This is a genomic window from Micromonospora sp. WMMA1949 (assembly GCF_027460145.1).
GTDB lineage: Bacteria > Actinomycetota > Actinomycetes > Mycobacteriales > Micromonosporaceae > Micromonospora.
Map to the genome: position 1 here is coordinate 4303174 of NZ_JAPZBG010000001.1, position 18172 is coordinate 4321345.

The following is an 18172-nucleotide window of genomic DNA, read 5'->3' on the forward strand; positions in this document are numbered from 1 at the left end:
GCCGCGCAGTCGGGGGGTCGTGGCATGCTCGACGGCGTGACCGTACGCGCTGCCAGCACCGTCCTCGTCGGCCGCCGGCCCGAGCTGACGGCGCTCGGCGACGCGCTGACCCGGTCCCGGTCCGGCGAGCCGACGACGGTGCTCGTCGGCGGCGAGGCGGGTGTCGGCAAGACCCGGCTGCTGGAGGAGTTCGGCACCCAGGTGGAGGCGGCCGGCGCGCGGCTGCTCGTCGGCCAGTGCCTGGAACTGGGCGAGGCCGGTCTGCCGTTCGCCCCGTTCGCCGCCGCGCTGCGCGACGTGCTGCGCCACGACGGGCCGGCCGCCTTCGCCGGCTACGAGGCGGAGTTCGCCCGGCTGCTGCCGGAACTGGCCCGGATGCCGGCGGCCGTCGCCGTGCCCGCCGGGCCGGCCCTCGCCGACACCCCGCGCGGCTACCTGTTCGACCTGGTCGCCGACCTGTTCCGGCGGATCGCCGAGGAACGCCCGCTGGTGCTGGTGATCGAGGACCTGCACTGGGCCGACCGGTCCACCCGGGATCTGATCGGCTTCCTCGTGCGGGCCGCCCGCGCGACCCGCCTGCTGGTCGTCTGCACCTACCGCACCGACGAGCTGCACCGCGGGCACCCGCTGCGGCCGTTCCTCGCCGAACTGGACCGGGTTCGCGGCGTGGACCGGATCGAGCTGGGCCGCCTCGACCGGGACGGCACCGCCGCCGTACTGGCCGACCTGCTCGGCGTCGAGCAGTACGCCCGGACCGTCGACGACGTGCACGAACGCACCCAGGGCAATCCGTTCTTCATCGAGGAGCTGGCCGCCGCCGGTGGCCCGGTCGGCTGCGCGGCCATCCCGGAGACGCTGCGTGACCTGCTGCTGGCCCGCGTCGACCGGCTGCCCGAGCCGGCCCAGCGGGTGCTGCGGATCGCCGCCGCCGGAGGCACCCGCTTCGCCCACCAGATCCTCGCCGAGGTGGCCGGCCTGCCCGAGGCCGCACTGGAGGACGCGCTGCGCGCCGCCGTGGCCGGGCAGCTCGTGGTGGCCGACCCGGACGGCGACTACGAGTTCCGGCACGCGCTGGTCCGCGAGGCCGTGCACGACGACCTGCTGCCCGGCGAGCACGCGCGGCTGCACGCCCGCTACGCCGCCGCGATCGAGGCCCAACCGCACCTGGTCGCCGCCGGTCGCGCGCCGGCCGAGATCGCCCACCACTGGTACGCGGCGCACGACCACCCCCGCGCGCTCACCGCCGCCCGGGTCGCCGCCGAGGCGGCAGCCGAACGGTACGCGTACGCCGAGCAGAGCCGGCTGCTGGAGCGCGTCCTCGAACTGTGGGAGCAGGTGCCCGACGCCGCCGACCGGCTCGGCATGGACCACCTGCGGGTGCTGGAGGACACGCTCACCGCCGCGGTCACCGCCGGTGACCTCAGCCGCGCGCTCACGCTCACCCGGGCCGCGCTGGCCGAGGTCGACTCCGACGCCGAACCGCTGCGCGCCGCCCGCCTGCTCGACCACCGGGGCCGGCTGTTCGCGCTGCTCGGCAAGAGCGACGGCGCGACCGAGCTGCGCGAGGCGTACCGGCTGGCGGCCGCCGCCCCCGACGGCCCGGAACGGTTCGCCGTGCTCGCCGACATCGCGTCGCACCTGATGAAGGTCGACCCGCGCGAGGCCGCCTCGGTCGCCGCCGAGGCCGCGGCCGGCGCGTCCGAGGTCGGCACCGACCTGGTGCTGCTGCCCACCCGGATCGCCCTGCTGCACCGCCTCGACGGCACCCCGGAGCGCGGGCTGGCCGAGCTGCGCCGGGTCGAGGCGCGGGCCCGCGCCGCCGGTGACTCGTGGGCCCTGGTCAGCGCGCTGGTCTTCCTCTCCGACGTGCTATACGAGCTGGGCCGCTACGACGAGTCGGAGCAGGCGGCCGCGGCCGGGGTGACCGAGGCGCGCCGGGTCGGCATCAGCCGCTCGATCGGGGCGTACCTGCTGTCGAACCGGGCCGAGGCGCTGATCGCGCTGGGCCGCTGGGACGAGGCGGACGCCACCTGCGCCGAGGCGGCCCGGATCGACCCGCCCGGCGTCTCCGGGCTGCACTGGCTGCAACTGCGCGCCGGGCTCCACCTGGCCCGCGCCCATCCCGCCGCCGACGAGGTCGTCGGGCGGGCGCTCGCGTTCCTCCGGCGCCCCTACCTGTGGCCCAACCACCGGCTGCCGCTGCACGAGCTGCGCGTGGAGGCCGCGCTCGCCGCCGACGACAAGCTGGAAGCGGTACGCGCGGCGCGCGCCGCCCTGGCCGACCCGCACCTGACCGACCTGCCGCGCGAGGGGTGGCCGGTGCTCGGTGCGGTGGCGCGTACCGCCGCGCTGACCGGGGACGCCACGCTCGCCGCCGAGGTGTCGGCGGTAGCTGCCGCGCTGCCGGCCCGGTACCCCGCCGAGCATGCCCACGCCGCCCACCTCACCGCGATCCTCGGCGGCACGACGTCCACCGGTCCCGCCGACGCGCTCGTCGCGTGGCGGGCGGCGGTGGCGGCGTGGCGGACGGCCGGGCAGCCGTACCCGCTGGGCCGGGCGCTGCTCGGGCTGGCCGAGGCGGCCGCGGCGGCGGGCGAGCGGGACGAGGTGGCCGCCGCGGTACGGGAGACAGTGGAGTTGGCCGCCAAGCTGGGCGCCACCCCGCTGGGCGAGCAGGCGGCGACTCTGGCCCGCCGGGTCGGACTGCGCGGCACCGGGCGACCCGGGCCGGACCTGCTGACCAGCCGGGAACAGGAGGTGCTGCGGCTGGTCGCCGAGGGGCACAGCAACAGCCGGATCGCCGAGCGCCTGTTCATCTCGCCGAAGACGGCGAGCGTGCACGTGTCCCGGATCATCGCCAAGCTCGACGTGACCAACCGGGTGGAGGCCGCCGCGCTGGCCCACCGTCTCGGCCTGCTCGACGCTGCGCCCCCCGCCCCGGCACAGCGCCGCGCCCGGTAGCACCGCGCCGGCCGCTTCGGGCCTGCGTCAGCGGCGTGGCAGGTAGATCCGCCAGCCGGCGACGGTGACGACGTCGAGCGCGCCCGATTCGGTGCCGACGCGTTCGTCCAGCCGGGCGGCCAGCGGCGAGCCGGCGAGCGCCACCCAGGCCGCGTCCGGGTCGGCCGCCACCTCCCGCCGGTACGCGGGCAGCCTGTCGAAACCGGGGCGCAGGTCGTCCTCGACCACGGCGCAGAGCACGTTCTCGCCGGTGGCGTAGGCGAGCCGGTTGCACGTCCAGTAGCCGCCGCGCACATTCCGCACGTCGAGCGCGCCGAGCGTGTCCACGAGCGACCGGTGCCGGTCGGCCTCGGCGTGCACGGCCGGCGCCGCCCGGACCACGTCCACCGTGGCCGCCACGCCGGTGCCGAGCACACCCGCTAGTACCGCCACCGCCGCGACTCGCGCCACCCGGACCGCCGGCCGGCGGGCGGCCCGCCACAGTGGCCAGAGCAGGGCCGGCACGGCGACCGCCAGGCACGACAGGTAACGGCTGCTCTCGATCGGCGTCTGCCCGGCCGCGTTGCTCACCGCGTACGCCGCGAGCACGCCCGCCGCCCCGCCGAGCAGCGCCAGCCGCACCCCGGCCGACACCCGCTCCGCCGAGCGCGGACCGTCGGGGGCACGGCGAAGCGTGTGCCACGCGGTGAGCGCGGCGAGCACCAGCAGCACCGGAAACACGACGGCCCACCAGAGCTGCCAGGTGGCGCACCGGCCGGGGGAGCAGAAGCCCATCGCCAGCGGCGGCCCGAGCACCAGCCCGCCGTGCAGCCGGTCCGCCCAGTCCGCGGGCGTACCCGTGCCACCGGCCGCCAGCACCGCGGCCACCGGGTTGCGGCCGTGCAGCAGGCTGTCGGCGAGCATCGGCGCCGCGCCCACCAGCAGCGCGCCCGCCAGCACCACCCCGGCCCGCCCGGCCAGTTCCCGCCACCGCCACGCCACCAGCAGCACGCCGAGCGTCAGCACGTACGGCAGGATCAGCGGGTCCACCCAGAGCAGCACCCCGGAGACCAGCCCCCAGGCCGCCCAGCGGGGCAGCCGCGCGCCCGCCCCGGTTACGCAGAGCCCGACGGTGAGCAGCGCCAGCGCGGCACCGGCCGGGTTCAGCTCCGGATAGCCGCCACCGGCGATGAGCTGGTTCTTCACCACCCGGTCCGAGCCGAGCGCCAGCACGGCCACGACGAGCAGGGCGTACCAGCGGTCACCGCCGAGCCGCCGGGTCAGCCGCCAGGACAGCAGCAGGAACAACGCGTACAGCGCCAGCGTGGGCAGCCGCAGCACGAGCACCGACGGCCCGGCCAGCGCGACCAGCGGCGCGGCCAGGTACGCCTCCAGCGTGCCCATGTAGGCCTGGCCGTAGAACCAGACCGGGAAGCCGTCGCCGCGGGCGATGTGCAGGGCGGCCAGCCCCATCGTCGCCTCGTCGCTGTTCGTGGGCGGCACGTCGGCGAACAGCAGCGCCAGCCGGTACCCCACAGCGGCGAGCCCGACGAGCAGGGCGAGCAGAGTCGGCAACGGCAGCCGCCGGGGCGTACGAGGGCGCACGGATTCGCGTGGCTCCTCGCGTACCCCGGCGGTCATGCCTGTGATCATGGCATCCGGCGGGCGGCGGCGGCGGGTGACGCGGTCGACGGCCGGCCTCAGCCGGCGACCGGAACCTCCCGGCGGGCGGCGAGCGCCTGCTGGTAGAGGCGGCCCGCGCGGTACGACGAACGGACCAGCGGGCCGCTCATCACGCCCGCGAAGCCGATCTCCTCGGCCTCCTCGCGCAGCTCGACGAACTCCTCCGGCTTGACCCAGCGGGTCACCGGGTGGTGCCGGGGGGAGGGGCGCAGGTACTGCGTGATGGTGATCAGCTCGCAGCCCGCCTCGTGCAGGTCGCGCAGCGCCTGGGACACCTCGGCGCGCTCCTCGCCCATGCCGAGGATCAGGTTGCTCTTGGTGACCAGGCCGTCGGCCCGCGCCTGGCGGATCACGTCCAGCGAACGCTCGTAGCGGAACGCCGGGCGGATCCGCTTGAAGATGCGCGGCACCGTCTCCACGTTGTGCGCCAGCACCTCGGGCCGCGAGCCGAAGACCTCGGCGAGCTGCTCCGGTACGGCGTTGAAGTCGGGGATCAGCAGCTCGACACCGCAGCCGGACTGCAGCGCGTGGATCTGCCGGACCGTCTCGGCGTAGAGCCAGGCACCGCCGTCGGGCAGGTCGTCGCGGGCGACACCGGTGATGGTCGCGTAGCGCAGGCCCATCGCGGCGACCGACTCGGCGACACGCCGCGGCTCGTCGGCGTCGAACTCGGCCGGCTTGCCGGTGTCGATCTGGCAGAAGTCGCAGCGCCGGGTGCACTGGTCACCACCGATGAGGAAGGTGGCCTCCCGGTCCTCCCAGCACTCGTAGATGTTGGGGCAGCCGGCCTCCTGGCACACGGTGTGCAGCCCTTCGCGCGAGACGAGCCCGCGCAACTGGGTGTACTCCGGGCCCATCTTGGCCTTCACCTTGATCCATGGCGGCTTGCGCTCGATCGGCGTCTCGGCGTTGCGCGCCTCGATCCGCAGCATCCGCCGCCCCTCCGGGGCGACGGTCGCGGTGCGCGCTGGCTGCTCAGTCGTCGGCGCGGATTGCTCGATCGTCACAAAACCGAGCGTACGCCGGTCGGCGCCGGTCGATGAACGTGGGCGACGGCCGTCACGCCGGAATCGCTGTGACACCGGACACCAGGGGTGAAAAAACCCGGTCACAGCGCGGCCCGCGCGGTGCTAGCGTGCCGGGCAGAGCTGTGACGGAGCCGAGTAACGGACCGATCCGCCAGTCGAGAGAGCCGCCGGTTGCTGCGAGGCGGTCTGGCGCCGGTCCGTGAAGACCCTCCCGAGCTGCGGGAAGAACGGCGCGTCGCGCCCAGTAGAGCCCGCCCGGCCGGCCCCGGTGAAAAGGCGACGAACGAGGTTCCCGCTTCGGCGGGGACGAAGGTGTGGTGGCACCGCGAGGTTCCCGCTCGCCCACACCTCCCTGGGGATCGCGTTGCGATTGGTCAAGGAGGTAGTCGTCGTGCAACGCATCCTGTCCACCCAACTCCCCGCCCATATGGGCGCCACCGTGCGGCTCGCCGGCTGGGTCCACCGCCGCCGGCTGCTCAAGTCGGTGGCCTTCCTGATCGTCCGCGACGCCGCCGGGCTCGCGCAGGTGGTGGTCGCCGCGCCCGCCGTGCGCGAGCAGATCGAGGCGCTCACCGAGGAGACGGTCGTCGAGGTCGTCGGCACCGTGGTCGCGAACGCCACCGCGCCCGCCGGGGTCGAGGTCGTCGAGCCGACGGTACGTCCGCTCGGGCCGGCCGCCGTCCCGCCCCCGTTCGACCTGTACCGGCCGGTGCTCACCGCCGGCCTGCACACTCAGCTCGACCACGCGCCGGTCGCGCTGCGGCACCCGGTCCGCTCCGCCGCGCTGCGGGTATCGGCGGCCGCCGTGTCCGGCTTCCGGGCCACGCTCGACGGGCAGGGCTTCGTCGAGGTGCACACGCCGAAGGTGGTCGCCTCGTCCACCGAGAGCGGGGCGAACGTGTTCGCGCTGGACTGGTTCGGGCGGCCCGCCTACCTGGCCCAGTCGCCGCAGTTCTACAAGCAGCTCATGGTGGGCGTCTTCGAGCGGGTCTACGAGGTGGGGCCGGTGTTCCGTGCCGAGCCGCACGACACGGTGCGCCACCTGGCCCAGTACACGTCGCTCGACGTCGAGCTGGGGTTCGTGGCCGACCACCGGGACGTGATGACGGTGCTGCGGGAGACCCTGGCCGGGATGGTGGCGACCGTCGCCGACCGGGCCGGTGGGGCGCTGACGACGCTCGGCGTGACGGTGCCGCAGGTGCCGGCCGAGATCCCGGCGGTGCACTTCACCGACGCGCTGAAGATCGCCGGGGCGCCGCCTTCCGAACCCGACCTGGCGCCGGCGCACGAGCGGGCGCTGGGGGAGTGGGCGCTCCGCGAGCACGGGAGCGACTTCCTCTTCGTCACCGGGTACCCGATGGCGAAGCGCCCCTTCTACACCCACCCGGACCCGGCCCGGCCCGCGTACTCGAACGGTTTCGACCTGCTGTTCCGGGGCGTGGAGCTGGTCACCGGCGGGCAGCGCCTGCACCGGCACGCCGACTACCTGGCCGCGCTCGCGGCGCGGGGCGAGCCGGTGGAGCCGTACGCCGGGTACGTGGACGCGTTCCGGCACGGCATGCCGCCGCACGGCGGGTTCGCGATCGGGCTGGAGCGATTCGTCGCGCGGCTCGTCGGTGCGGCGAACGTCCGGGAGGTGACCGCCTTCCCGCGCGACCTGCACCGCCTCACGCCCTGACCGGCGGCTCTCGGCCGCGCCGGGGCTGGGAAACCAGCCCCGGCGCGGACACTGAGAGTGAGGGGAGGTCGTCTCCGGCTGCGGTCACGGTCCGTAAGGGTGCGCTAGATGTCGCGCGGGTGCCCTTGTTGCCTCCGGAGCGGGCTGAGCAGGGGTTATGGCGGCGCCCGCCGAGGGGGAGGGACGGGTGCGTGCGCCCTTTGCTCTGCAGCCACCGACGCATCGATCGACCAGGAGTGACCGTCGCGTATCCGGCTGCAGAGCAAAGTCGGCGAGAGGGGACAACCCTCGGGCACGGCTTCTGTCACTCACGGTGACCGCAGGGCGCTGGCCTGCGGCGGCGATCGGACCGGTCGGCCACCGTGTGTCCGAGGCGGTCAGGCCGGGCCGAGCAGATCCCAGGGGTTGCCGGCGATGTCGCGGAAGACCGCGACCCGGCCGTACGGCTCGGTGCGGGGTGGCCGGACGAACTCGACGCCCGCGTCGACCATCCGGCGGTACACCGCCTCGAAGTCGTCGACCTGCAGGAAGAAGCCCACCCGGCCGTGGGTCTGGTCGCCCACCGCGCCGGCCTGGTGTTCGCCGTCGGCGCGGGCCAGCAGCAGGCCGGTCCCGCCGCCCGGCGGGCGTACCACCACCCAGCGCTTGGGCCGGCCGTCGTTCGTCAGGGACGGGCTGTCCTCGGCCAGCTCGAAGCCGAGCACCTCGGTGAAGAACGCGATGGCCGGGTCGTACTCGGCCACGACGAGCGTGACCAGGTCGAGCCGCACCGGGCTCAGACCTGCGTGAGCGTCGGCAGGTGCCGTTCGACCACCGGCAGCACGTCGGCCACGGTGATCGGCCGGCCCAACTCGGCGGTCAGCGAGGTGACCCCGGCGTCCCGGATGCCGCAGGGCACGATCCGGTCGAAGAAGCCCAGGTCGCAGTCGCAGTTGACGGAGAAGCCGTGCAGCGTGACGCCACGGGCGACCCGGATGCCGATGGCGGCCACCTTGCGGGCCGGCCCCCTGTCGTCCTCCGGCACCCACACGCCGCTGCGTCCCTCGACCCGGCCGGCGGCCAGCCCGAACTCGGCACACACGTCGATCAGCAGTTGCTCGGTGCGGCGGACGTACGCGACCACGTCGACCGGGTCGGGCAGCCGGACGATGGGGTAGCCGACCAGTTGCCCCGGACCGTGCCAGGTGATCTTCCCGCCGCGGTCCACGTCCACCACCGGGGTGCCGTCCATCGGCCGGTCCCACGGCTCGGTGCGCTTGCCGGCGGTGTAGACGCTGGGGTGCTCCAGCAGCAGCACGGTGTCGCCCTGCTCGCCGGCCACCACCGCCTCGTGCAGCCGGCGCTGCTCGTCCCAGGCGGCCTGGTAGTCGAGCAGGCCGGCGCGGACGGCGGTCAGCCCGGAAGTCGTCACGCTCACCCGTCCAGCCTAGTCCCGCCCTCCGGGAACCGGACCCGTGAGCCTCGTCGCCATCGGGCCGAGGCGGCGGTCAGGCCGGCACCCGCCACAGCCAGACGTCCTCGACCCGCTCGGGCGGGCCGAGCAGCGCGGTGGCGGTGCGCCGCAGCGCCTCCTCGTCGACGTCGAACTTGGCGCCGTGCACCCGGTCGGGCAGCACCACCGCCTGGACCCCCCAGTAGCGCAGGTCCGCCCGGGACGCCCGGATGCTGCCGTCGGTGATGATCGGCACCAGGCCGGTCCGCCCGGCCTGATCCATCAGCGAGTCGAAGGTGCGCGGCACCGGGCCGATCCGGCCCCGGCCCTCCGGCCCGCCCGGCCCGAGGAAGAACCCGGACGGGATCCGGAACTCACCCTGCCGGTTCGCCAGCGCGTACGCCTGCCAGCGCTGCCCGTCCGGGTAGACGTCCACGGTCAGCGGCAGCGGGGTCAGCACCCCGTCCGGCGGGACGTAGCGCTGCCAGGCGCCACTGGTGATGAACTGCGGAATCGGCTCGCGGACGCTGGTGAGCAGCGGCGTCGGCACCAGCGGCAGCAGCGCGGCGACGAAGCCGAGCGCCCAGGCCAGCCCGCTCACCCGGCGCCGTGGCGGCCGGGCGCGCAACGTGTCGATCGCGTACGCCAGCAGCAGGCCGATCACCGGCGCGACCACGAGCGCCAGCCGGGACGGCAACGCCGCGTTGATCACCGGCAGGTTGTCCAGCACCCCGAACGGCAGCGTCTGGTCGAAGCGGCGGCCGTTCCACTTCACCGTCGGCCCCCACGACAGCACCGCGAAGACCACGGCGGTCACGCCGAGCGCCGCGAGCGTGGCTCGGAACGCCCGGTCCGCGCGCCACCACAGCAGCGCGAAACAGGCGACGGCGAGCAGGAGCAGCGGTACGCCGAAGAACGAGTTCTCCTCCGTCGGGTTGGGCGCCAGCGAGGTGCCCCACCCGGCCCAGCCGGCCAGCGACCGGCGCGGATACGACCCGTACGCGGCGATGTCCTCGGAGTGGATCAGCGGGTCGAACCCGGTGCCGTGGAACCGTTGCGGTCCGAGGAAGTGCAGCCAGAGCGGGTACGCCAGCAGCGCCCCGGCGACGAGCGCCGTCACGCCCAGCCCGGCCGCCATCCGGGGCAGCGCGGCGCGTACCTCGGACCGGCGGGCCGGGTGCAACGCCCACACGGCGAGGAACACGCCGAGCGCCAGCGCGGTGAAGAACAGCCCCTCGGCGGCGATTGAGAACGCGACAGCCACCAGCAGCCCGAGCACGATCCCGCCGGTGACCGCCCGGCCCGGGCGACGCAGCCGGAACACGCCCCAGATCAGCAGCGGCACCAGCCAGCCCGCCGTCCAGTTCAGGTGTGCGTTGGCGTGCGACACCATCGCCGGGCAGAAGGCGATGAACAGCGCGGCCACACCGGCGGCCAGCTGGCTGCGCACCAGGTGCCGGCTGAGCAGCCAGTACCAGGCCACCGCCGTCGCGGCCAGGTTGAGCGTGAGGATCACCAGGAACGTCGCGGGCGGCCCGATCAGGTACGTCAGGGGCGCGAAGACCGCCGCGTACACGGTGATCGAGGTGTTCACCGCGAGGTTCACCCCGTCCGGCACGTTGATCAGCGTGGTGAACAGCGGGTTCTGCCCGTGGGTCAGCGCGTGCCCGCCGAACGCCAGCAGCCACTCGAACAGCGCCTGGTCGCTGGAGTTGACGGTGATGGCCCGGCTGTTCGGATCCCGCCACATGCCACTGGTCACCCAGAGGGCCAGGGTCAGCGCGGCGAGCGTCACCAGCAGGTCGGAGCGCCGGTCGCGGACAGCTGTCGGCGACCGGCCGGTGGCCGGGGACGGGGAGGAGGGCACGCAGCGGACGTTACCAACCGGACCTGGGCAGACCGCCCGGACACGAAACTCGGCCGCACACTTCGGTGGCCGTGAATGTGTGAGCGGCGGCCATTCCGGTGTGACGAAACGCGGCCGTAACGTCGCGGCAACCCGGAGGTGACTCAGTTCACATTCCACGATCGGGAGGTCCCCGTGCCCCGCTCCTCATCCCTCATCGCCCGCGTCGCCGGGGCGGCGGCCGGGGTCGTGCTGGCCGCGGCCACCGCGCTGGTCGCCGCCCTTCCCGCCCAGGCGGCCTCGCTGACCCAGGTCACCGGCTTCGGCTCCAACCCCGGCAACCTGGCCATGTACGCGTACCGCCCGGACGGCCTGCCCGCCGGCGCGCCCGCCGTGGTGCTGCTGCACGGCTGCGTGCAGAACGCCTCGACGTACGTCGCCAACTCCGGCTGGCAGAAGTACGCCGACCAGTGGAAGTTCGCACTCATCGCGCCGCAGCAGCCCAGCGGCAACAACGCCAACTCCTGCTTCAACTGGTTCGAGACCGGCGACACCGCGCGCGGCCAGGGTGAGGCGCTGTCGATCAAGCAGATGGTCGACTACGCCAGGACCACCTACGGCACCGACGGCGCCCGGGTCTACGTCAGCGGCCTCTCCGCCGGTGGTGCGATGAGCGCGGCCATGCTCGCCGCCTACCCGGACGTCTTCGCCGGCGGCTCGATCATCGCCGGCATCCCGTACCGCTGCGCCACCAGCACCGTCACCGCGTTCAGCTGCATGAACCCGGGCGTGGACAAGACCCCGGCGCAGTGGGGCGACCTGGTCCGCGGCGCGTACGCCGGCTACTCCGGCAAGCGGCCCCGGGTGGCGATCTGGCACGGCACCAGCGACACCACGGTGGCGACCGCGAACGCCGCCGAGTCACGGGACCAGTGGACGAACGTGCTGGGCGTCTCGGCCACCCCGACCAGCACCTCCACGCTGCCGTCCGGGACGAGCCTGGAGGTCTACGGCGCCGACCAGATCCGCCTCTACCGGGTCTCCGGGATGGGCCACGGCACCCCCGTCGACCCGGGTACGGGCGCGGACCAGTGCGGCACCGCCGGGGCGTACTTCCTGGACACCATCTGTTCGACGTACCGCGACGCGGTCTTCTTCGGGCTCGGCGGTGGCGGCGCCTCGCCCAGCCCGACCCCGACGGCGACCGCGTCACCCACCCCGACCGCGTCACCGACCCCGACCGCCTCGCCCTCGCCGACCAGTGCGCCGGTCTGCATCACCGCCAGCAACTACGCGCACGTCGTGGCCGGGCGGGCCTACCAGTCCGGCGGGTACGCCTACGCGCTCGGCAGCGGGCAGCGGATGGGCCTCTACAACACCTTCTACACGAGCACGCTCAAGCAGACCGGACCCGCGTACTGGGTGATCGGCTGCTGAACCGCGACGCCGCGCCGCCCTCGCGGGCTCACTCCGTGAGGGCGGCGTGCAGCGCGCCCGGCAGCTCCGGATGCGTCCAGGGGAAGCCGGACTTGTCGAGCACGCCCGGCAGCACCCGGCTGCTGGTGAGCGCCTCCTGTGAGAAGCCGCCGAGCGCCACCTTCAGCGCCACCGCCGGGATCGGCATGATCGCGGGGCGGTGCAGCTGCCGGGCCAGCTCCCGGCTGAAATCGGCGTTGGTGACCGGCGCCGGGCCGACCACGTTGACCGGGCCCGCCACGTCGTCGCGGTCCAGCAGGAACTTCGCCGCGTTCAGCCAGTCCCGCATCGAGATCCACGGCACCCACTGCCGCCCGCTGCCCAGCTTGCCGCCGACGCCCAGCCGGAACGGCAGCAGCTGCGGCTTGAGCAGGCCGCCGTCGCGGTGCAGCGGCAGTCCGGTACGCAGGCGCACCACCCGTACCCCGGCGTCCTCGGCCGGGCGGGTCGCGGCCTCCCAGACCCGGCAGACGTCGGCCAGGAACCCCTCACCCGCAGGCGCCTCCTCGGTGACCGCCCGGTCGCCGGTGTTGCCGTACCAGCCGACGGCGGAGGAGTTCAGCAGCACCGCGGGCCGGTCGGCGGCGGGCAGGCCGGCGATCGTGATGGCGAGCGTGGTGGTGCTGTCCACCCGGCTGGTCCGGATCAGCTTGCGGTACTCGTCGTTCCAGCGCTTGTCGCCCACCCCGGCGCCGGCCAGGTTCACCACCGCGTCGGCGTCGGCGACGCACTGCGGGTCCAGCTGCGCGGCGGACGGGTTCCACTGCCGTTCGGCGGGTGTGCGTGGTGGGCGGCGGACCAGGCGGGTGACCTGGTGGCCGTCCGCGGTGAGGCAGTCGACCAGTCGGGTGCCGAGGAAGCCGGACACGCCGGCCATGAGGATCCGCATGCTCACATCTTCCGATACGAACCCCGATTCGGATGCGTTGAGCGAAATCACTCACTCGTCACGCCCGCCGGGTTGCGCGCCGCCCGTGGCCCCTCAGCCGGTCGGCCGGTTGACCGGATGCACGGTGATCAGACCGTCGAGTCCGAGGAAGTCGGCGGGGTTCGTGGTGTAGAGAGGAAGCGCGTTGGCGTGTGCGACGGAGGCGATCATCAGGTCCGCCACCCGGCGGCGTGTGCCTCGTCCGGCGGCGAGCACAGCCGCTGAGACCAGGCCGAATGCCCGCGCCGCCTCGGCGTCGAACGGAAGTGGTTCGAACGTGGCTTCGACGTGTTGCAGGACGCTCATCCGGCGGGCACGCTCGCGCGGATCGTCGGTGTGATGTGGACCGGCCGAGAGTTCGGCAAGCGTGACCGCACTGATGACCATCTCGTCGGGCAGTTCCGCGCCGTCGAGGCCAGCCAGATGGATGACGATGTTGGTGTCGATCAGACCGCGAACGGGGAGGTCACCATTCACGGCCGGGCAGATCCTGGTCGATTGCGGCGTCGAGGTCGGCCCGGAAGCGTGCCTCGTCCAGCCGTGGTGCGCTGGCGAAGGCGGCGAGCACCTCGGCTCGCGGCACGAACGTGCGCCGCCGGATCGGGATCAACCGCCCGATCGGCGTGCCGTTGCGGGTAATGGTGAAGGACTCTCCGCGCTCGACTCCGCGCATGATGGCGCCGGAGTCGTTGCGCAGCTCGCGTTGGGTGATCTCGCGATGAGCGTGCTCGGCCACACCGGCAGCCTACCGCCTGTGTGCTACGAAGTGCTACAGGTTGTCGGCGTCGGTGCGGCCGAGCCGGTCAGGCGGGGGCCGGGGTAGTGCGCAGGTCGGCGAGCAGGCGTTCCACCTCGGCGAAAGCCGCCTCCGGCAGCGGCCCGTACGCCAGCGCGCCGAGGTTCTCCTCGGCCTGCGCCACCGTCCGGCAGCCGGGGATCGGCAGCGTCTGCGGGCTGCGGGCGAGCAGCCAGCCCAGCGCGCCTTGGGCGAGGGTCCGGCCGTCTGCGGTCAGCGCCGCACGGACCCGGGCCACCCGCTCGGACCACTCGGCGCGCGGTACGCCGCCGGTGAACCAGTCCAGCCACTCCGGCGCCACGCCGCGTACGTCGTCGTCGCCCCGGGCGGTCGGCGCGTCCTGGTACTTCGCGGTGAGCAGGCCCATCGCCAGCGGCCCCCGGTTCAGGGCGGCCAGGTCGAACTCCGCGCAGACCGCGAGCATGGCGGCGTTGTCCCGCAGCACCGACTGGTCGTGCTGGATCGCCGCGCAGTGCGGTCCCGCCTCGGCGAAGGCGCGCGCCGAGGCGGGGTCGTCGGTGCTCCAGCCGTACGCGCGGATCTTTCCCTCCGCGACCAGGTCCTCCAGCGTGCCGACGAGGTCCAGTGCCCGCGGCACCGGCAGGCCGCCCAGGTGGAGCTGGTAGAGGTCGACGTGGTCGGTGCCGAGCCGGCGCAGCGAACCCTCCAGGCTGCGCCGCGCGTAGTCCGCGGTGGCGTCCTCGCCGAGCGCCTGGCGGGTCTCCTCGTCGGTGGGGTAGCCGAACTTGGTCGCGATGACCGCCCGGTCCCGGCGGTCGGCGAGCGCGCGCCCCAGCACCCGTTCGCTGTGCCCCGCGCCGTAGTTGCTGGAGGTGTCGAACAGCGTCGCGCCCAGCTCCAGGGCCCGGTGGACGGTACGCACCGACTCGTCGTCGTCCACCTCGCCCCAGCCCAGCGGCTGGGTGCCGTCCCAGAGCGGGCCGCCGATCGCCCAGCAGCCCATGCCGATCGCGCTGACCTCGATGCCGCTGCGGCCCAGCCGTCGTGTCGTCGTCATGCCGCCAGTGTTCACTTTCGAGTGTGCTCGAAGTCCAGCTCTTTTCCCGCCAGCCGGGGCAGGAGCGGGGCGAGCGCGTCGACCGCTCCGGCGCGTACCACGAAGCGGGTGACGCCCCAGCGGCGCTCGTGCCCGGCCACGGCCGCGACGATCTCGTCGGGCGTGCCGGCCAGCACGAACGGGGTGGCCAGCACCTCCGCCGGGGGGAGTCCGGTCTCGGCGGCCGTCCCGGCGGCGGCCGCCTCCGCGTCGTCGGTGACGGCGACGTGCTGGACCAGCGCCTCCAGGACCGGCGGGGTGTCCCGGTCGGCGGCGCCGGCCGCGACGCAGGCGAGCTGCGCCTCGATCTGGTCGGCCCGCCACCGGACGGTGTGCTGGTGGCCGTCGGGCAGGGTACGGCCGAAGCCGGCCAGGCCGACCACGTCGGCGTGCCTCCCGGCCCAGCGCAGCAGCGCCGAGTTGGACGTGCCCACGGTCAGCGGGATCCGGTCCTGGACCGGCCGGGGCGCCGTGAGACGGGCGGTGTGCGCGGTCAGCTCCTCGGTGTCCACAGTGACCTCGTCGCCGGCCAGCAGCGCCCGTACCGCCTCGGTCACCGCGACGCAGCGGCGGACCCGGCCGGCGACGTCCGGGCGCTCGCGCCCGACGGCCCGCCACTCGGCCGGCGTGTGGCCCGCCCCGACGCCGAACCGGGCCCGCCCGCCGGAGACCACGTCCAGGGTGGCCACGTCGGCGGCGAGCAGGATCGGCTCGCGGACGCCGGCGTTGGAGACGTACGAGCCGAGGCCCAGCGTGCTGGTCACGGCCGCCGCGGCGGCCAGCGCGACGAACGGCGACGCGCAGCCGCCGGGGTGGTCGGCCGCGAACAGCGCGTCGAAGCCGGCCGCCTCGACGGTACGGGCCAGCTCGGTCCAGCTCGCCGCGTCGGTGGGTTGGGCCTGTACGGAGAAGGTCGCCATCGCCTCAGCATCGGCGCGCACGCAGCGGTGGGCCACCCCGTACGCGCCGATTCTGCCGACGGCCGAACGTCACACCGCGTCGAGGCGGGCCAGGTCGGCGGGGGAGAGACGCAGCGCGGCGGCGGCGACGTTCTGCTCCAGGTGCGCGGGGTCGCCGGTGCCGGGGATGGCCAGCACGTTCGGGCCCCGGGCCAGCGTCCAGGCCAGCCGGACCTGGGTCGCCGTCACGCCGTGCTCCCGGGCCACCGCGAGCACCTCCGGGTGCTCCTCGCCGGTCGCGCCGGCCTCCCGGCCGCTGGTGACGATGGAGAAGAACGGCACGAACGCGGTGCCGTGCGCCGCGCAGTCCCGGATCAGCTCGTCGTGGCTGCGGCGGTAGCCCAGGCCGTACGAGTTCTGCACGCACACCACCGGGGCGATGGCGCGCGCCTCGGCGACCTGGTGCGGGCGTACGGCGGAGACGCCGAGGTGCCGGATCAGCCCGGCGTCGCGCAGCTCGGCCAGCGCGCCGAAGTGCTCGGACAGCGGCTCCGGGCCGTGCACCCGCAGGTTGATCACGTCCAGGTGGTCGCGGCCGAGCTGGCGCAGGTTCTCCTCCACCTGCCCGCGCAGCTGGTCCGGGCGGGCCGCCGGCAGCCACTGCCCGGACGGGTCCTTGCCCGGCCCGACCTTGGTGACGATGACCAGACCCTCCGGGTACGGCCACAGCGCCCGGTTGATCAGCTCGTTGGCCGAGCGCAGCGGCGAGAAGTAGAACGCGGCCGTATCGATGTGGTTGACGCCCAGCTCGACGGCGCGGCGCAGTACGGCGACGGCCCGGTCCCGGTCGCTGGGGCTGCCGTCGGCGTTCGCGGTCAGCCGCATCGCGCCCAGGCCCATCCGGTTGACGGTCAGGTCGCCGAGCTGCCAGGTGCCGGCCGCGCCGGCGTGGACGGTGTCGATGGTCATGTGGCCCCCGTATCCCTCAGGTGTGGCCCCGCGGCGGGGCCGACAGGTTTCACGGAGGCGGCGGGCCGCTGGTTCACTCGCCTTCGTCGCGGTCGTCGGGCCGTTCGTGCCAGCGGGCCCGCCAGGCCGCCTCGTGTGCCTCGTGGCTGGCGCGTTCCTCGAAGATCAGCTTTCGCAGGGCCCGCCGGCCCTCGTCGAAGACGATCACTTCGACGGCCACCATACCCACGGTGATGGCGGTGAGCATGCCCAGCGCGGCCAGCCCCGGCACCCGTTCCGCGACCGGGATGGTCAGGCCGAGCAGCAACGCCGTCGCGACCCGCGTCCAGCTCAGCGTGCGCAGGGTACGCAGCTGGAACAGCATGTTGCCGCAGAGGTAGCAGATCACGCCGCCGAACAGCAGCGGTACGCCGGGACCGTGCGCCGGTTCGCTCGGTGGCACGTTCGGATCGGCGATCCCGTGCACGATCGTCTCGGCGCCGAGCGCGAACAGGATGATGCCCGCGATCATCGGCAGGAACAGGTACGCGTACGCGTCCCGGGCCATCGCCACCCGGGGGCCGTCCTGCGCGACGTGCAACGCGATCCGGGCGGCCGGCCCGATCATGTCGTAGTGCGCCCACCAGAGCGCGGCGGTGAAGAAGATGCCGAGTACCGCCGCCGCGACGGCGGGCCAGGTGGGCGGCTGGCCGAGCAGGTTGCTGCCCACGCCGACCGAGATGACCGACTCGCCCAGCGCGATGATCAGGATCAGGTCGTACCGCTCGGTCCAGTGCTCGGCCGACGCGACGCCCCAGCCCCAGGTGCCGGCGATCATGCCGCTGCCGTACTGGAGCAGGATGACCACCGCCCACAGCACGTCCCGGAGCGCCGCCGCGGAGAACAGGTCGTCGATCCTCGGCGGCAGCAGCGCGGCGACCAGCAGCAGCGCGGTGCTGCCGATCAGTTCCGGGGCGAACCGGAGGAGTTGCCGGCGCTCGTTCGGGCTGTCCCGTACCGCGTGCCGGTACAGCAGCAGGTGGATCAACCGCAGGACGGTGTAGCTGAGCGCCGCGACCATCGGCCCGGCCGCGTTGCCGCGCGGGTCGCGGAACGCGTGCGGCAGCGAGAGCGCGAACGTGAACAGCGCGGCCATGCCGACGGTCATGAGCACCGGGACGAAACCCTCGCCGAGGCGTACCCGGGTGGCGACCACGCTGTGCACCACCCACGACCACCAGAGCACGGCGAGGACCAGCAGCGCGTGCAGCAGCGCGCCGCCGGTCACCTGGAGGGCGGTGGCCCGGGTGATGATGAAGAACGAGAAGACGAAGACCAGGTCGAAGAAGATCTCGAACCGGTCGACCCGGGCGCCGGGGGCCACCGGCACCGCCGGTCCCAGGCGTCCCCGCCACCCGTACGAGCCCACCGGCCGAGTCTGTCAGCGCAGGTCGGGCCGGG

Annotated in this window: 15 protein-coding genes; 3 read left to right on the forward strand and 12 right to left on the reverse strand. The window is 74.2% G+C overall.

Annotated features, from left to right (window positions below):
• The first annotated feature begins 36 nt into the window (after positions 1-36).
• The gene (locus O7607_RS20435) at positions 37-2961 is read left to right on the forward strand and encodes an ATP-binding protein (protein WP_269704785.1); all 2925 of its coding nucleotides are present in this window, start codon (positions 37-39) and stop codon (positions 2959-2961) included.
• A gap of 27 nt (positions 2962-2988) precedes the next feature.
• Here the strand turns inward: O7607_RS20435 and O7607_RS20440 are convergent, their stop codons facing one another.
• Both O7607_RS20440 and lipA read right to left on the reverse strand, forming a co-directional pair.
• On the reverse strand, positions 2989-4581 hold the full coding sequence (locus O7607_RS20440; RefSeq protein ID WP_269704786.1) for a DUF423 domain-containing protein: 1593 nt from the start codon (positions 4579-4581) through the stop codon (positions 2989-2991).
• Positions 4582-4640: 59 nt separating this feature from the next.
• Positions 4641-5630 (reverse strand): lipoyl synthase, encoded by a 990-nt coding sequence (gene lipA, locus O7607_RS20445; protein WP_269704787.1) that lies wholly within the window; start codon positions 5628-5630, stop codon positions 4641-4643.
• Between the two features lie 412 nt (positions 5631-6042).
• Between lipA and aspS the strand changes: the two genes are divergently transcribed.
• Positions 6043-7329, forward strand: coding sequence for an aspartate--tRNA(Asn) ligase (gene aspS / locus O7607_RS20450; protein ID WP_269704788.1), 1287 nt, complete (start codon positions 6043-6045; stop codon positions 7327-7329).
• A 377-nt stretch (positions 7330-7706) separates the two neighbouring features.
• Here the strand turns inward: aspS and O7607_RS20455 are convergent, their stop codons facing one another.
• The 3 genes from O7607_RS20455 to O7607_RS20465 form a co-directional block, all read right to left on the reverse strand.
• Positions 7707-8099 carry a VOC family protein gene (locus tag O7607_RS20455; protein ID WP_269704789.1) on the reverse strand — a complete coding sequence of 131 codons (393 nt, stop codon included), beginning with the start codon at positions 8097-8099 and terminating at the stop codon, positions 7707-7709.
• A 5-nt stretch (positions 8100-8104) separates the two neighbouring features.
• Positions 8105-8746 carry a lipoyl(octanoyl) transferase LipB gene (lipB, locus tag O7607_RS20460; protein WP_043329324.1) on the reverse strand — a complete coding sequence of 214 codons (642 nt, stop codon included), beginning with the start codon at positions 8744-8746 and terminating at the stop codon, positions 8105-8107.
• Positions 8747-8816: 70 nt separating this feature from the next.
• Complete coding sequence (locus O7607_RS20465) at positions 8817-10628, reverse strand: DUF2079 domain-containing protein (RefSeq protein ID WP_269704790.1); 1812 nt, start codon at positions 10626-10628, stop codon at positions 8817-8819.
• Positions 10629-10802: 174 nt separating this feature from the next.
• Here O7607_RS20465 and O7607_RS20470 point away from each other — a divergent pair, with 174 nt between their 5' ends.
• Positions 10803-12044, forward strand: a complete 1242-nt coding sequence (locus O7607_RS20470) for an extracellular catalytic domain type 1 short-chain-length polyhydroxyalkanoate depolymerase (RefSeq protein WP_269704791.1) — start codon at positions 10803-10805, stop codon at positions 12042-12044.
• A 28-nt stretch (positions 12045-12072) separates the two neighbouring features.
• Here the strand turns inward: O7607_RS20470 and O7607_RS20475 are convergent, their stop codons facing one another.
• From O7607_RS20475 to O7607_RS20505, 7 genes are all read right to left on the reverse strand, one after another.
• Entirely contained in the window at positions 12073-12972 is a 900-nt protein-coding gene (locus tag O7607_RS20475; RefSeq protein ID WP_269704792.1) for a TIGR01777 family oxidoreductase, read from the reverse strand.
• A 93-nt stretch (positions 12973-13065) separates the two neighbouring features.
• Positions 13066-13488 (reverse strand): type II toxin-antitoxin system VapC family toxin, encoded by a 423-nt coding sequence (locus O7607_RS20480; protein ID WP_269704793.1) that lies wholly within the window; start codon positions 13486-13488, stop codon positions 13066-13068.
• Positions 13478-13747, reverse strand: coding sequence for a type II toxin-antitoxin system Phd/YefM family antitoxin (locus O7607_RS20485; protein ID WP_269704794.1), 270 nt, complete (start codon positions 13745-13747; stop codon positions 13478-13480). Before O7607_RS20485 ends, O7607_RS20480 begins: the two co-directional genes overlap by 11 nt.
• Before the next feature lie 67 nt (positions 13748-13814).
• Complete coding sequence (locus O7607_RS20490; RefSeq protein ID WP_269704795.1) at positions 13815-14825, reverse strand: aldo/keto reductase; 1011 nt, start codon at positions 14823-14825, stop codon at positions 13815-13817.
• 11 nt (positions 14826-14836) lie between these two features.
• A complete protein-coding gene (locus tag O7607_RS20495) occupies positions 14837-15784 on the reverse strand; it encodes an LLM class flavin-dependent oxidoreductase (RefSeq protein ID WP_269704796.1) in 948 nt (315 codons plus the stop codon).
• A 69-nt stretch (positions 15785-15853) separates the two neighbouring features.
• A complete protein-coding gene (locus O7607_RS20500) occupies positions 15854-16732 on the reverse strand; it encodes an oxidoreductase (RefSeq protein ID WP_269704797.1) in 879 nt (292 codons plus the stop codon).
• Positions 16733-16805: 73 nt separating this feature from the next.
• Positions 16806-18140, reverse strand: coding sequence for a low temperature requirement protein A (locus O7607_RS20505; protein ID WP_269704798.1), 1335 nt, complete (start codon positions 18138-18140; stop codon positions 16806-16808).
• Positions 18141-18172: the final 32 nt, after the last annotated feature.